Origin of the sequence: Paenibacillus sp. GCM10027626 (genome assembly GCF_042676285.1) — a bacterium.
Classification (GTDB): domain Bacteria; phylum Bacillota; class Bacilli; order Paenibacillales; family Paenibacillaceae; genus Paenibacillus_Z.
The window spans coordinates 26851-42257 of sequence record NZ_JBHTHC010000023.1 but is presented as its reverse complement, the minus strand read 5'-3'; the positions used below and the strand labels follow the sequence as shown (position 1 = coordinate 42257).

At 44.3% G+C, this 15407-nt stretch carries 13 protein-coding genes and 1 pseudogene; 4 read left to right on the top strand and 10 right to left on the bottom strand.

Annotation, left to right across the window (positions count from 1 at the left end):
* Nucleotide 1 precedes the first annotated feature (1 nt).
* From ACFQ0N_RS30935 to ACFQ0N_RS30920, 4 genes are all read right to left on the bottom strand, one after another.
* Nucleotides 2–304 (bottom strand): PadR family transcriptional regulator, encoded by a 303-nt coding sequence (locus ACFQ0N_RS30935; RefSeq protein WP_379333946.1) that lies wholly within the window; start codon nucleotides 302–304, stop codon nucleotides 2–4.
* Nucleotides 305–826: 522 nt separating this feature from the next.
* A complete protein-coding gene (locus ACFQ0N_RS30930) occupies nucleotides 827–1861 on the bottom strand; it encodes a hypothetical protein (protein ID WP_379333774.1) in 1035 nt (344 codons plus the stop codon).
* Nucleotides 1862–1953: 92 nt separating this feature from the next.
* Nucleotides 1954–2937: a hypothetical protein gene (locus ACFQ0N_RS30925; protein WP_379333772.1), complete on the bottom strand. Its 984-nt coding sequence runs from the start codon at nucleotides 2935–2937 to the stop codon at nucleotides 1954–1956.
* 158 nt (nucleotides 2938–3095) lie between these two features.
* Nucleotides 3096–3686, bottom strand: coding sequence for a TetR/AcrR family transcriptional regulator (locus ACFQ0N_RS30920; protein WP_379333770.1), 591 nt, complete (start codon nucleotides 3684–3686; stop codon nucleotides 3096–3098).
* A 176-nt stretch (nucleotides 3687–3862) separates the two neighbouring features.
* On the opposite strand from ACFQ0N_RS30920, the pseudogene ACFQ0N_RS30915 reads away from it, so the two are divergent.
* Nucleotides 3863–4056 (top strand): annotated as a pseudogene (locus ACFQ0N_RS30915) (nitroreductase family protein); the annotation flags it as partial.
* Nucleotides 4057–4095: 39 nt separating this feature from the next.
* A complete protein-coding gene (locus tag ACFQ0N_RS30910; RefSeq protein ID WP_379333768.1) occupies nucleotides 4096–5268 on the top strand; it encodes an MFS transporter in 1173 nt (390 codons plus the stop codon).
* A gap of 607 nt (nucleotides 5269–5875) precedes the next feature.
* Here the strand turns inward: ACFQ0N_RS30910 and ACFQ0N_RS30905 are convergent.
* The 4 genes from ACFQ0N_RS30905 to ACFQ0N_RS30890 all read right to left on the bottom strand — a co-directional run bounded on the left by ACFQ0N_RS30905 (nucleotide 5876) and on the right by ACFQ0N_RS30890 (nucleotide 10687).
* The gene (locus ACFQ0N_RS30905; RefSeq protein WP_379333766.1) at nucleotides 5876–6991 is read right to left on the bottom strand and encodes an aminopeptidase; all 1116 of its coding nucleotides are present in this window, start codon (nucleotides 6989–6991) and stop codon (nucleotides 5876–5878) included.
* Between the two features lie 445 nt (nucleotides 6992–7436).
* Nucleotides 7437–8417 carry a phosphotransferase enzyme family protein gene (locus ACFQ0N_RS30900; RefSeq protein WP_379333764.1) on the bottom strand — a complete coding sequence of 327 codons (981 nt, stop codon included), beginning with the start codon at nucleotides 8415–8417 and terminating at the stop codon, nucleotides 7437–7439.
* A gap of 187 nt (nucleotides 8418–8604) precedes the next feature.
* Nucleotides 8605–9984 carry a HAMP domain-containing sensor histidine kinase gene (locus ACFQ0N_RS30895; protein ID WP_379333762.1) on the bottom strand — a complete coding sequence of 460 codons (1380 nt, stop codon included), beginning with the start codon at nucleotides 9982–9984 and terminating at the stop codon, nucleotides 8605–8607.
* On the bottom strand, nucleotides 9968–10687 hold the full coding sequence (locus ACFQ0N_RS30890) for a response regulator transcription factor (protein ID WP_379333760.1): 720 nt from the start codon (nucleotides 10685–10687) through the stop codon (nucleotides 9968–9970). Before ACFQ0N_RS30890 ends, ACFQ0N_RS30895 begins: the two co-directional genes overlap by 17 nt.
* 284 nt (nucleotides 10688–10971) lie before the next feature.
* Here ACFQ0N_RS30890 and ACFQ0N_RS30885 point away from each other — a divergent pair, with 284 nt between their 5' ends.
* A complete protein-coding gene (locus ACFQ0N_RS30885; RefSeq protein ID WP_379333758.1) occupies nucleotides 10972–12915 on the top strand; it encodes a serine hydrolase domain-containing protein in 1944 nt (647 codons plus the stop codon).
* 186 nt (nucleotides 12916–13101) lie between these two features.
* Here ACFQ0N_RS30885 and ACFQ0N_RS30880 read toward each other — a convergent pair whose 3' ends face one another.
* Entirely contained in the window at nucleotides 13102–14073 is a 972-nt protein-coding gene (locus ACFQ0N_RS30880; RefSeq protein WP_379333756.1) for an aldo/keto reductase, read from the bottom strand.
* 118 nt (nucleotides 14074–14191) lie between these two features.
* Between ACFQ0N_RS30880 and ACFQ0N_RS30875 the strand changes: the two genes are divergently transcribed.
* Nucleotides 14192–14635 carry a MarR family winged helix-turn-helix transcriptional regulator gene (locus ACFQ0N_RS30875; RefSeq protein ID WP_379333754.1) on the top strand — a complete coding sequence of 148 codons (444 nt, stop codon included), beginning with the start codon at nucleotides 14192–14194 and terminating at the stop codon, nucleotides 14633–14635.
* 165 nt (nucleotides 14636–14800) lie between these two features.
* On the opposite strand, the gene ACFQ0N_RS30870 is transcribed toward ACFQ0N_RS30875, so the two are convergent.
* The gene (locus ACFQ0N_RS30870) at nucleotides 14801–15361 is read right to left on the bottom strand and encodes a DUF4303 domain-containing protein (RefSeq protein WP_379333752.1); all 561 of its coding nucleotides are present in this window, start codon (nucleotides 15359–15361) and stop codon (nucleotides 14801–14803) included.
* Nucleotides 15362–15407: the final 46 nt, after the last annotated feature.

The following is a 15407-nucleotide window of genomic DNA, read 5'->3' as shown; positions in this document are numbered from 1 at the left end:
ATCATTTCTCCTTTAACTCGTATATTTTTGATGATACGAACTCCCATTTATCCCAGAACCTCCGAAGCTCCTCACGACCCGCGTCGTTGATCGCGAAAAACTTTCGCGGCGGTCCCATGTCGGAGGGCTTCTTGGTGATCTCCACCAACTTGTTTTTTTCAAGCCGGATCAGGATGGTGTACACCGTTCCCTCCACAACATCTGTGAAGCCGAGGGCGTTCAGCCGCCGCGTGATTTCGTAGCCGTAGGTTTCTTTGCGGCTTATAATTTCAAGGACACAACCCTCAAGCACCCCTTTGAGCATTTCCGTTAGGTTTTCCAGCACAATCACTCCTCGCTACTCTGTATGACAGGTATGCAGTATTACTTACTACTACTATAAAGTATCACGCAGTAGGTGGTTTTGTCAATAGCGTTTGCTCTGACGTATTCTGTTCCCGCCTCGTATGATTGAGATACATAACCGTTTTCGAACAGATAGTCCGTGAGCCAGGATCCAATCTCTTCAATGTACAGGATTTTAGGCTCAAAACCATCATCAGTCCTTGACTTTGAGAGGCTTCCATGACAGATCGTTCTTGGCGAAGTCAAACACTGATTTCAAGGTTGAGCCGGCGAATTAAAGGGCACCAACGGCAGTGATAAATTTCGCCCTACTTCTGCTACGGTTCAGCTTCTATCGGCGAGAAATGCTAAGGGAGCTGCCGCGGCGCACAGCCTTTTACTCAATCCAAGGGCTAGGATTCAAGCTTACATAAAATGCACAGAAAGCCGTCGAAGTACTCGGCGGCTTGGAAGCAGGTCTCTCACTTTCTTTTAGGCATAGTTATTTTCCAAATTGGTTCATGTAGACTTCCCGATAATTATAGGGAACAGCCTTTTCATCCACAATTCCATTTACAGTTCTGCCACCATATCCGCCTTTATCTGCACTGTACTTCTGATTATCAAAAGTCGCAGGAAATTCAAACGAATGGATGACATCAAAATCGAGCATGCCTTTTAACTCATCACATTCTTCCTTTGTTATTTTTTTAAAACTGTCTACTAAAAATGAACAGTACATATCATAAACAATATCCGCATATTCTGCGGGCGACATTTTTTCATTAAAACCATTATAACTGCACGATATACTGATATCCTTCAGTTTACTCCCCCTCATCGCTGGGTGGAACTTCTTGGTCTCTGTGTTGTATGCGGAATCATAAAAAAACTTATGACGTTTGTATATCGGCCCCATAAACAAGGTTATCGCCATACTATTTTTTTGCAAAATCCTTTTTTGCATCAACAGATTGCTTTCCAAAAAAGACCATATATATTCACTAATTCTGTAGTCCACACGTGGTCTTCTAAACATGATCTCAGGTTTGCATATTCCATCGTCTTCATCTTCGTGACTCCAAAATCGGCTGATCGTCATGGTTTTTGTGTTTTCTTCACTGTTATCACTGATTTTCGTTAGTAAAAGCTCTCTGACGTAGAGAGATACTTTTTGCAGCAGCATTCTAAAATCGTTTTCGTTAAACGCCATCAAAACACAAGTTTCAGATTCGGAATCGCTTTCAATGGCTTCTTTAAAAGCAACTTTTTCTTGTTTAAGTTTATCAAGGATGTAATTGGTCCAACCGTATCCGTCAGAAATATACGGCATTTCTTCTAATTTCCGATTAAGTTTTTCAAAACCACCCGTTGGCGAAAACTCTAATGAATAACTCAATGTTTCATTTCCCTTATATATAACGCTGGATATATGGATCACAAATGGTTTATAGTCGAGACATTCCCACGTACCCTCTTCCATAAATTCAATAATATTGTTAGGGATTTTGACTTTTTCTAAATGTAATCTATCCAAATTTCTCGTTCCTCTCGTAGTATGGATATGGTCGTTCAAAAAAATCCGTGGACAATCGGACAACCTGTTCCGATTTTAAAAAAAGCCCGCGTTTACGCGGACTTTGCAACCCAATAATACCATCCTTCTTCGTTAGGGTGTTTTACGCGTATAAAAAGTGCATTTCCACTCTTGAAAACCTGATAGTCGTTTAAAATCTCGTCATTGATACCTTCATTATATCCATTCCAGTCTATTTCCAGTTTTTCTAATCGCATACTATCGGCGTTCAGGCAACAGTATTCCTCCATATTTTCCTCATAAACCAAAACCGTATGTTCGTTTAAGTAAAATCCAGTCATAGAAAACATGGATTCTTCATCGGGAAAATTAACTTCCCCCACAACCTTCCATTCTGGAATCGAATAAGTTCTGAATACACCATCAAAATCCGCAAAAGTTCTGGTTAACACTTGCAGACCATCGTCAGAAAAACACAGTGGATAAAAGTCATCCTCAAGTTCTTCAGAAATCTCAAGTTGTCCATTGCTTTCTAGAATACAATATGTTTTTATACTACATTGTGCATCAGTAAAACATAAACAGATTTCACCTGATCTTTCAGGTATACCCAAAAATTCAACGGCATGTTCTCCATCCGGCACCATGCCCGTCATGGGGTCATTTAAGTAAACTGAAGCCCTTTTCTTTGTAGAAATATGGATTAATCTACACTCCACCTGCTCGCGATCGACATTGATTGCCAACCATACGAAACAATCCCGGGCAGTAGAAATAGCTAGAATATCTTCTTGTAACGCGAAGAGTTCTCTTCCTTCAAAATCATATATCTGTAATCCCGTTTCCCCATATACGCATATCCAATTATTTGATAAATCAATATGATACGGATAATTTGTCTCCCAGGATTTCTCTGTTTTCATTATCGATACATCCAATATCTTCACCAATGAAAGGCTTCGATTATAAAGCAAGCATCTTCCATTCGGTTCACGGATAAAATGTTGATAATCGTCGTCACATATTTGGTTGGGCAGCATATGGGTTTCCAATCTCTTAGATACTTTTATCTTCATACACGTTCCTCCAGTTTCTACTATACCAACCTGTTATATTGCCTTCCACTTCTCCCAGCATACAAGGATAGCGGGATGATTCATTGTGTTACACAACAACCGGTAATTCAAGTTAATGGTTTCATCTGAACGGGCAGGGCTGAGCAATAGAACAGGACCTATCCCAGCAGTCCTTTGGCTCCGTTCATCACTAAGGGCATAGTCTGTATAACGAATGATTCCGCACTTATTAGACGCCCCTCATTGTTCCAAACGTAAGCCGCACCATACATCCCCCAACTTAACATGATAGAAGCTGTATTTATTAAGAATTGTGTGTTTGGAGTCGATAGCATCTTGTCTTTGTCTAGAAAGGAAAGAAGTATCGTTTGAATTTTTTCCTTTATTTGAATTTCGAATACAGGTATAAGCGATGTATTTCTTCTTTTGCAAATAGTGTTTAGACCCTCGTGAAATTCGCATACCCCCAGAAAAATACTCTGAATTGTTTCTTCATTTAATACTTCGTGACCGCTTATTCTACGATTTATGATTGTCATAAATGATTCCATTAGTTTGGCCTCAAGAATTTCGAATTTATCCACAAAGTGCGCATAAAAAGTCGCTCTGTTAACAGTAGCCCGCTCTGCAATATCCCTAACGGTTATCGATTCAAAGTCTTTTTCTTGAATTAATGAAGCAAAAGCGTCTTGAAGGAGTCGCCGTGTACGTATCACACGAGGATCAGCTTCATTCTTTTTAATTGTCATGGTTAATATCTCCCCAGTAAAACGACATTATAGAAATGGTGTTGTCTATACAACGGTTTATGGTTATTGATGATTGCGTACCATTCGGTTGTTATTATAACATACAAATACAACAAATGTTGTTCAAACAACAAGTGTTGTATTGAAACACGTTTTTCCCAAAGGAGGAGAGCACCATGTCGGTCTCACAACCGTCGCAAACGAGGGAGCACCAACTATTTTTTGATATTATTCGAGAACGCCGGTCGGTTCGTAGCTATGATCCCGAGATCAAGATTTCGCTGGAGGAATTGACCGAAACATTGCGGCAAGCCCCGCGCTGGCTCCTTCAGCCGCTAACATACAGCTGTGGCGGTTTCTCGTTATCGACAAAAATATAGTTATTTTAAACACATCAGGAGAGTGAATTATGAAGAGCACATGGAAAGTTTACGTTCTAGCCTTGATTAGCTTTTTAGTTGGAACATCCAATTACATCATTTCCGGGATATTGGACCGGATCGCAGAGACGTTGGGAACAAGCGTTGCGGCAGCAGGCCAGCTTATTACGGTTTATTCCCTGGCCTATGCGGTCGGCACGCCTATTTTGATGGCGCTGACGGCCAAAATGGACCGGCGTAAGCTCCTCCTTTATTCGCTGGGCCTCTTTATTGCCGCAAATCTGCTGACATATATATTGTCCGGCTTCGGTCTCTTCATTGCCGCTAGAATCATTACGGCGTTAGGCGCCGGGGTGGTCACCGTTAACGCGCTCAGCATCGCCGCCAAAATCGCTCCGCCAGGCAAGCAGGCCAGCGCCATCGCAAACGTCACCATGGGCATTACCGCATCGCTCATCATCGGCGTCCCGCTCGGCAGAATGGTAGCCTCGGCTTTTGGCTGGAAAGCGGTATTTCTGGCCATCGCAATTGTCGGGGTCATCGCCATGCTTGTCATTGCTGCGGTTCTTCCACGTATGCAGGGCGACAAGCCTGTCCCATTAATCAACCAATTTGCTTTGTTAAAAAAACCTCCGGTTTTGGTTGCTTTAGCGATTACTTTTTTCTGGTTGGGAGGATATTCCCTCGCCTATACCTACATCTCCCCTTTTCTGCTAGAGGTGACTCATTTAAATGAATCATTGCTTAGCGCAGCTCTGTTCGTGTTCGGCATTGCCAGTTTGATTGGCTCGAAAGTCGGCGGCTACAGCGCGGATAAACGTGGCATCAAATACACGCTCGTTTTAGGGATGGTGCTTCACGTCATTTCGTTGATTTTGCTATCCTTAGTCGGACAGTCGGTTATTGCCGTATTCGCCATTTTGATCCTCTGGTCTTTTGCCGCCTGGTCATCCGCTCCAGCACAGCAATTTAACCTGGTTTCGCTTGTTCCCGAATCCTCGGGCGTCATGCTGAGCTTGAACAGTTCCATGATGCAGCTTGCCATGGCTGTCGGCGCAGGAATCGGCGGGCTGATCGTTAACCGTATTTCTTTGTCATCCATTACCTGGTTCGGGGCACTCGGCGTACTCATCGCCATCATTGCCGCGTTTGTATTGTCCAGCATGGCATCACGGTATTCGGCGGTGCAGCCAGCGGATTAAGGGTATGCTAAACATGGAATATTTGATAAAAGACTCTGCTCACTAAGTTGATCTTTCGGATCTAATCCATTCTTAACAAAAAAGCAGACAAGGAACTGAAGGAAATGTGTATTGAGGAAGATTTTACGTTAGCAGTAGTTGCTCAACTATCGGGGAACGTTAGTTTAATCTAACAGGCTGCAATTTTAACATTTATTACTTATAAAATGAACTCTCCAGACATGGAGAGTTCATACGTTTTTATCCATGTGTTTGCGGGTGGTGTCAGCTACGCTGGAGTTACCCCATTCTGGATGCCATCATAAGCGACAAACCGATTCCCGCGGCGAAGACATTTCTGCATTCTCAAGACAACAATGACCTCATTTGTGAAATACCTATTATTTACGCTCCCTTTTGCAAATTTAGCATCGCAGCCTCAACCTTTAATTCGATTTTCTGCTTTACCGCTAACATGCTTTAACTGTTCTTTCAAATAATTATCGTTTATTTTCATATTACTCCCTCCAAATTTGTTGATTTTGGGGGAGGTGACGGATTCTTATCTTTCTATAACAGTGGAAGCACATCATAAGTCCTTTCATAAAATCTGGAGCTGAAAAGCTATTTATTTTATAGTGTTGGTAGGGTTTAATCCCTCGAGTTCTTTAGTAACGAAGTAGCCATTTTCTCTTATTAAGACATCATCGAACCATATTTGCCCGCCACCATACTCTGTGCGTTGGTTATAGACGATATCCCAATGAATAGAAGACAGATTTGAACCTTCGCATTGAACAGGCGCACTGCCAATTGCCAAGTGAATACTACCCCAAATTTTTTCATCAAACAAAATATCGTTCATGGGATCCCAAATATATGGGTTTAGGCCAATACCAAATTCCCCAATAAATCTTGAACCCTCATCTATCTCTAAAATTCTCAAGAATTTTGCCTTATCATTTGCTTTTGCATCAATGATTTTTCCGTGTTCAAAGGTTAATACGATATTATCGAATGTCGTCCCTCTAAAATTGACGGGAGTATTGAATGATATCACTCCATTAATGGATTGCTTTATCGGAACGCAATAAACCTCACCGTCGGGTAGATTTTGCAGACCTGCATCTTTTCTAACGGGCATTCCTTTAATGGACATTATCAGCTCAGTTCCCTGCCCAGTAATCCTCACCTTATCTGTTTTACTTAGAAGACTAACCAACACCTCCATTTTCTCTGATAATTTTGCATAGTCAAGATTACACACGCTAAAATAGAGATCCTCAAACTTTTCTGTTGACATCTTAGCTCGTTGCGCCGCAGCAGCGTTGGGGTATCTCAGAATACACCATTTTGTTTTTGCCCACCTAGGCTCATGAACATGGTGATAATATACCTTCCAGTATTGATCTATTTTTTCTGAAGGAACGTCAGATAATTCACTGTCGTTGGCATCTGCTCTAATTAACACATATGCATCCATATCATCCATCCTGACAAAATCATATGCTGCTAATCGTTCTAATTGTTCAGATGAACCATGCAACAATTGTGTTCGAAGAATAGCCTTATCTGTAAATACAACAAATGGATAAGCCCCCACATTATATGCTTCTATTACAATTGCTTTAGCCAGTACGGTATCATGGCCCTCCACTTCGATTAACAATTTCTCTTCCTTTTGAAGATTTACAGAGTATGTAACAACATTCCTAGCAAGTTGCTCTATTCTTATGTCTTTCATGATATCCCTCCTAGATTGAGTCATTCATACTATTAGACACTTAGGTTGGTGAAAAAGCCACATTGAGGATATCAGTTAACGATTGATCCTTGTTTACTTCCTGATGCTATTCCTTAGAGAGACTCACCCGAGAGCAAACAGAAGATAAGCTCGAGTCTAATCAATCCCTGAAAATACGTTGCACCAAAATAAAATGTTTTCGCTTAAGAAATTTAAAACAAACAAAGCTGCTCAATCCAAGGGCTATGATATATGCTCATAAGGCCATCGAAATACTTGGCGGCCTGGATGTATGTCATTCAACTAATGTTCTCCTTTAGCATAATGAAAAATGGAGCAACTGCAAATGTGCAGTCATTGAACTAACGTACCTACAGCCCAACGGAGGCCACACAAATCGATCTGCCGGCAAACCTGTCATGGAGTATTTTCAGCTCTCGTTCCGTTAGTCTAAAACTATCTCACAGCCGTCGAAAGACTGCCCAGTTTCGATTAACTTTACAGCATATGCGATTGCGCTTCGCTGAAAGTCACTAAACTTAGACTCATCTCCGTCCCAACTGCTAAGCCACCAAAAGAATGAGCATATGTTTCTATAATCCATGAAGAATGGAATTTGTTTAATCCAATAATCCGATAGGTGATTATATTTAAAGTACCCTTCAAGGAATTCGTTCAAGAATTTGGTCGTGAATTCATTTTTGGATTGTCTATCATCCATTGGCGCCCCCCACCAAACGGCGTGTGTTGCCGCGATCGCAATGTCCAACGAAAACCAACCATATATGCTGTCGTCAAAATCAAAGACCGTAATCAATTCTCCGTCTATGTGGAAATTGTAGGGATGAAAATCGTTATGAATCAAACCGTATGAATCGCCTTCACGAGGGAGGTTCATAATTCTGGTTTCAAGAGACTTCAATTTCTCCAGCAGCGCATAATACTTGCCTTGTAGATGCGGGTTTTTAATTTCAGAATTTCGCCATTCATCTCTCTTTGTTTCTAAGGGGATGTATGATTTAGAGAGCATATGCATCTTACCCATGATTTCTCCCCACTGCTTAAAAATAGATGTTCCCCACAATTTAGGTTCGTTTTTATCAAAAAATCTTCCTGAAGCCATATGAAAAGCTGTTGCAATGAAACACTTCCCGTCCTCTTGGTACAAAGCAGTTAATTGGTTATCTATAGTTCTGATTGGCAATGACGCACGGACACCGTTTTGAACCAAGTAGTTTACCCAATCAACTTCTGCTTTTATTTTACCGACGTAAGCATGAGACTTTTCAGTTATTCTTAGAATATAGGCCTCATCTTTCTTTGTGAATCGAAATACCTCATTCGTTGAGTTGCTAATAAACTCAAGAGAGCTAGTTTCAAACGCAAAAGACGCAGCAGCTTTATTTAATATCTCTGGACTCGCCATCGTGAACCTCCGATTTAGATACTACCATCCCGGTAATTGAACGCTTGCGATAGCTCTTTGTTAAGCCGTTGTATGACCTCGATTTGTTCACTCTTCAAGTTGCTGATCATAGCGATAAACTCATCTGTCGCGTGCTGCCGCGCTGCTTCGTCTTTGTGTTTAGCATCATCATTTCGAAATAAATATGTCACATCAACTTGAGCCTAATTTGAAACATCGTTTTCCCCGGTTCCGTTACTAACCGCAGCTCTCCACCGTGAAGCTCCGTTGCTTTCTTGGCAATTGCCAGGCCTAAACCCGTGCCGCCGTCGCTTTTGCGGGAAGAATCGCCGCGCACGAACGATTCGAATATCGCTTCCTTCAGAGCAACCGGAATACCGACGCCGTTATCCGCAATACTCAATTGAACCGATTGTTCGTGAACTTGCAGGTCGATCGTGACTTCCGTCCCCGCCGGGTTGTAACGCAGCGCGTTCGAAAGGATATTGGAGATTGCACGATACATTAATTTGACGTCGTAGTCGACAATAACTTCGCTTGGCGAAATATTCAGCTTCAAGCGAAAGGCTTTCTTCTCGAATTGGTCGTAAAATTCAATCGCGATGCGCCGAATAAATTCGGAAAAGTCCGACCTTGCAAGCTGCAGAGGATAGTCTGGACTCTCCAATTTTGCAAGCTCGAAGATATCTTCAACCAGAGAAGTGACAAGCGCGGATTTAACGAGAATCAGCTCCAAGTATTTTTGCTGGCTCTCACGGTCATCAACCAGCCCCAATTGCAGAGCTTTGGCGTATCCTTGTATAGTGGCAATCGGCGTTTTCAAATCGTGCGACAGATCGACCAGCATTCGCCGCTTGCTTTGTTCCAGCTTCGTTTTCTCCGCTTCCGTCCGTTCCATATAATCCAGCATGTCGTTAAAATGGTCTCGAATAAGCGCCAACTCGTAACTGGCTTCGAACGACAAACGCTGTGCGAATTGCCCTTTTCTCAACTGACGGATCGCATGTACGATTTTGCCCAAAGGATTCGTAATGCGTTTGGCGGTCCAAACGCTGTATAAGTAAACGTTGATGATGAACAGGACCAATAAAAGCAATAGCCACTTGAGCATTCTGGAAATAATCGCGGGAGCCGGCTGCGTTATCGAAATCGTCTGCTCGACTGCATGCCCCGGCAAGGTGACGAGACATTGAAAAGGCCGTCCCTGCTCATCCGCAAAAGGAGCGAGCGAATAAAAATAAGGCTTGTCCCTTTGATCGTAAAACAACGCATACAGTTCTTCGGCCGAATATTCCGTTCGAGGGGCGGCAGGCGTACCTTTGACGTAAACGACCTGAAGCTGTTCATTCAATATTTCCACCCATCCGCCGGCCATTTCGATTGCCTCTGACGGGATCGCCGTATAATCCGCCCGCGCGATTTCTTTCGCCGAATATAGAATCCCCATATCCGCGGTCATTTTCTTGTCCAAATACAAGAAGAACACAGTATCACCAATACCGATCAGCAATGCGAAAAAAATATAGGATTTCATCAAGGAGAAGAAGAGCTTACGATTTTTTTTCAATGAAATCTCCCGTCTTGGCAAATTTGTACCCTAGTCCGCGAATGGTTTTGATGTACCGCGGTTGTCTCGGGTTATCCTCCATTTTGTCCCTGAGCCGTGATATATGCACCATGACGGTGTTGCCATCGTCCCAATAATCGTCAGACCACACTTGTTCGAACAACTGCTTCTTCGTAAAAATTCGGTCGGGCGAGGACATGAACATCCTGAGCAGTTTAAACTCGATCGATGTCAGCGCAATTTGTTCGCCGCGGCGATACAAGACACATGCATGCTCGTCCAACAGTAAATCGCCAAAGCTGTACTGGGCAGGCGCCGCCGCATCTTCATCGCCGAATTCATACGCTCTGCGCAGTTGAGCCTGGACCCGCGCCACAACCTCCAGCGGATTAAACGGTTTCTCGATGTAATCGTCTGCGCCGAGCCTCAGTCCGAGAATTTTGTCGCTGTCTTCGCTTTTGGAAGAAAGAATAATCACCGGCAGCCTGTACTCGGTACGCAGCAGCTTCAACAGCTGAAAACCGTCAAGCTCCGGCATCATAATATCGATGATGATGAGATCGATGGTGTTGCGCCGGATGCATTCCCAAGCCGTTTTGCCATCGTACGCTTCCATGATCGTATAGGATTCCCTTTCGAGGAATAACTTCAACAGCTCTACAATATCCGGGTCGTCGTCTGCGATTAGAATCGTCTTGTTCATAATTCCCCCTAGCGACTCTTGCTCCAGATGAGTTATGATCTTTTAAATTGATTCGATTACACTGAAATGAATTCCTTCACCCGTTCGCGCAACTTAAGTTTAATTTAAGATTCGTTTATGATGACTGAAAGTTTGATCCACTATACTATTTCGGAGCATCAAACAAAGAATAAGGAATGTGGTGTGAACCGTTGGGAAAAACGAAGAAGCTGCGGGCAGGAATAATCGGTACTTTTCTGGGAGTATGCATGGCAATGAATGGAGCGGGAGGTGTTTTTGCAGAAATGAAGACAGAACCAACGAACCAGTTGACGGATACCAAAGCGTTGGAACGGTTCGCCGATGAATTTATGGCAGAACAGCAAACTACGGATCTTGCCGTGCCGGGAGCGGCCATCGTCGTCGTAAAGGGCGACAAAGTGTTGTTGGAGAAAGGGTACGGCTACGCAGACAAGGAACGACAAATCGCAGTGGATCCGGGGAAAACCGTATTCAGAATCGGATCGGTTACGAAAACGTTCACTGCGGCAGCCGTTATGCAGCTTGTGGAAAAAGGGAAAATCGATTTGCATACGGATATTAACAAGTATTTGGAAGAAGGGATCCGCATCCGTAATCCCTTTGATCAGCCTGTTACGATGCACCACCTGCTGACCCATACGACCGGCTTTGACGTTACGATCGAAACGATGGACGATTACCATAACGATTTGACGAAATTCGTTTCATTATCGGATTATGTGAAGCAAAGAATGCCCGACGTTGTACGTAAGCCGGGTGAATCGTACATGTACGACAACTTCGCATTCGTGCTGCAGGGCTACATTATCGAGCGTGTAACGGGAGTGCCGTTCCACCAATATATGAAACAAAATTTGTTTCAGCCGCTCGACATGATGAACACCGACTTGCTGCTGACCGACGAAGTTCTTGGCCATTTGGCCAAAGCTTATATGGACGGGCAGGCATTGGATCCCTATGCCATTACCCCTACGGAATCGCCGGATGGAGGAATGAATGCGACAGCGGGCGATATCAGCAAGTTTATGATCGCCCAACTGCAAGACGGCGTTTATCAAAACAGACGCATTTGGAGTGAAGAAAGCATTCGGCAAATGCAGCATTACCATGTCGCCATTCATCCGCGGGTAGAGGACGCGACATACGGGTATGAAGGTTCGTTCGAACCCGAGCATAACAACGGGCAAAAAGTAATTACGAAAGGCGGGGACTTGATCGGCTTTAGCTCCTATATGTGGCTGATTCCCGAGCAAAAGGTCGGTGTCTTTATTACTTACAACAATTCAAGCGATTTGCGATCCGCATGGTTTAACGCATTCATGGATCGGTATTTCCCCAGTACGGACCCAAGCGCCGAACCGGTTCCGCTGAACACGCCGCAAGAGCAGCTGCGCCGATTAGAAGGCGAGTACTCGGATGCAAGAATACGTGTCGCGCTTACGACCATTACCGCAGTTGGAGATGGAGAACTTCTTGTGGAAAGTCTTATGGGCAAGCAAAAAGTGATACAGATCGGACCGCTGCTGTTTGAAGACGAGAACGGAAAGCTGCTGGCTTTCAAAGAAAACGACGACGGCAGCATCACTTATTTCAAATATATGAATCCCGTCAGCTACTCTCAAAAAATAACGACGCCCATGTACGAAGATGTCCCTGCAACAAGCGGCTATGCACCATACATCCGTCATTTGCAGCTGATCGGAGTTCTGAAAGGCAATGACGAGAAGTTCGAACCGACTCGTGCGATGACCCGCGCCGAAGCGACAGCCATGATCATACGCATACTGGGCGTCCAGCTCTCGCAAGAGCCCGTCAAATTCGAAGACACAGCCGGGAACTGGGCAGCAGCGCAAATTCAAACCGCTGTACAACTGGGGATTGTGAAAGGGAAGTCGGACTCTGCGTTCGGCCCGGAGGACCCTGTGACAAGGCAGGAAGCCGCGCTCATGATCGCACGCGGATTTAAGGAGCAAATTGCCAACTATCCCGCAGAGCTTCGTCCGGATGACATCGGGTTAAGCGGACCAACCGACGAATGGGCATTGGCAGAAGTGAAAACAATGGTTGCGCTTGGCCTGCACGGTCCCGAAGTTGCCCCGTCCGAAGCGGGAACGGTCGATTATCATTCCAGGCGGGAGCTGACACGCGAGGAAGCGGCTGCGTTGTTTTCTACAACGGTCAACAGACTCATTTTACAGATACAGTAACCAAGCCAATAGAAAGGACCACTCCAAGATACGAAGCATAAAGACTTTTCATTTATTATAATGGGAATTCCAAAAAAAAGACCAGAACATGCACTTTGCTGTTCTGGTCAAAATTATTGAGATAGATCAGCTATACTTCCCAAATTGATCGCAATTTTGATAATAATCACCCTATTTGCGTCTTAGTTATACTAATGGATGTGGTATATACAGTTCTTCTAAACTCGCGATTTCTTCAGGTGTCAATTTAACCGACAATGCCGAAACTGCATCTTCTAGATGGCTGATTTTAGTCGATCCTATAATCGGGGCAGTGACTTCTTCTTTTTGCAGCAACCATGCAAGAGCAACCTGTGCGCGTGGAATTCCTCGATTAGCGGCAACTTCCGCAACTCTTTCTGCGACTTTGCGATCAGCCTCTTCCGTTTTAATAAACAACGCCTTTGCTACCTGATCCTTCTTGGATCGTGAGGTCTGCTCATTCCAATCCCGGGTTAACCGACCAGCAGCCAAAGGAAGGTAAGGAGTGACGCCAACTCCCTCATCTTTGCAAAGGGGAAGCATTTCCCTTTCTTCTTCCCGATAGAGCAAGTTAAGTCGGTTTTCCATGGCAACGAATCGTGTCCAGCCATTGTGCTCCGCGACATGCTGAGCTTTCGCGAATTGCCATGCCAGCATGGAGGATGCTCCAATGTATCTGACCTTGCCCGCCTTAACTAAATCGTGAAGGGTCTCCATTGTCTCCTCAATTGGCGTGTTAGGATCCCAACGATGGATCTGGTACAAATCAACGTAATCTGTCCCAAGCCGTCTTAGACTATTATCAATTTCGGTCATGATGGCTTTGCGGGAAAGCCCCATTGCATTCGGGCCTTTGCGCATTGGAACAAATACCTTTGTACTAATAACGACTTCGTCACGACGAGCAAAATCTTTTATAACACGCCCGAGAACTTCTTCACTTGTTCCGTCGGAATACATATTGGCACTACTAAAAAAATTAAAGCCCAATTCGAGTGCCTTTTTAATAATCGGTCTGCTTTGCTCTTCATTCAGCGACCATGGGGTATTACCGCGTTCAGGTACTCCGAAGCCCATAGTTCCAAGGCTTAACTTTGAAACCTCTAATCCACTGCGTCCGAGTTTTACATATTCCACTCGATAACACACTCCTTAAGTATATTTGGAAGGTATCCATACCCTTAAGGTTGACGTGTCAACCTAAATGCACTTTATCATCTTGTGGTTGACGTGTCAACCGTGATATTATATTTGTATGGATATAAACGAACTGAACGAAGATGAAATGAAACTATGGAATATGTGGAAAGGCACCTTCAAACAGATCTTTGGTCGCGTTGTGAAAGAGATGTCTGAACACACCGGACTATCTGAAGGGGATTTTGGAGTCTTGGACCGGTTAGTCCAATTCGGGGATGGTAGGCTTCGGCAACAGGAACTAGCTGACTCGATGGACTGGGATAAGAGCAGATTATCCCATCATTTAACGCGGATGGAAACACGGGGTCTTATTATGAGGAGACCATTTGACGCTGATCGCGGTGTTCAAGTCATCATCACTTCTGTCGGAAAATCGGCTTTGGATGAGGCCTTACCTATTGTCTCAAAGGCAATACGCAAGCATTTTCTTGATCAATTAACCGATCAAGATAGAGAGTCGATTACGGGGCTGGCGGAAAGAACCAAAAAGCGATCGTAGCCTCCGGCAGAGACAGGTTGCCTTGATCGCTTTTTTTGGTGTTCTCCATGTTGCATTTAAAACAACTAGTTCCACGAAAAAACCGCCGCGGCGCTTAACCCCAAGGTTCCGACCATCATATAAAATAGGAACATAGTAGACGGCCGGAGTTCCCAACAGCGGCATTTACTCCGCCGCTTCCGCCAGCCATGCTTGCATAGCCGGAGATTCCGCCCGATTCAAACGCAGGGCGATTTCGGTATTGATCTCATCCGGCGGCATGACTTCGACAAGGATGCATACCGACTCTCGCGGTTGATTCAAGGCAAACACGCCTTCATCATCCAGCATTTTCATCGCCAGCTCCATGGCCTTCAGCCTTAAATCAAACTCGCGATTCCCTTCGTCATCCTCAAGATCCGTAATGGAAGGACGCCCGATAAACCGTTGTTTAACGTGATCGAAGTTCTCATCCCCGAAACAACAATAGGGCGAATCGGCATAGGACCATTTGATGAGTTCCGCAATCGTCGATCCCGGCGTGTCGCTTGCCTCTCCTTGCCTGGCCGTTTCCACCTCCAAAGCCTCCCACGACCAGGCGGAGATGCTTGGCGCATGTCCCTCTCCAGTGGTGTATAGCGTACAGTAATAATAACGTTCACCATTTTTAAAAAGACTAAGAAATGACTTTCTTGCCGCATCAGCTATCTCTGCCGCCAGCGCCTCTATCTCCTTTATATGCTTCATAACAACGGACGCCCTTTCAAATATGTGATAATGAGTAGAAGTAGCA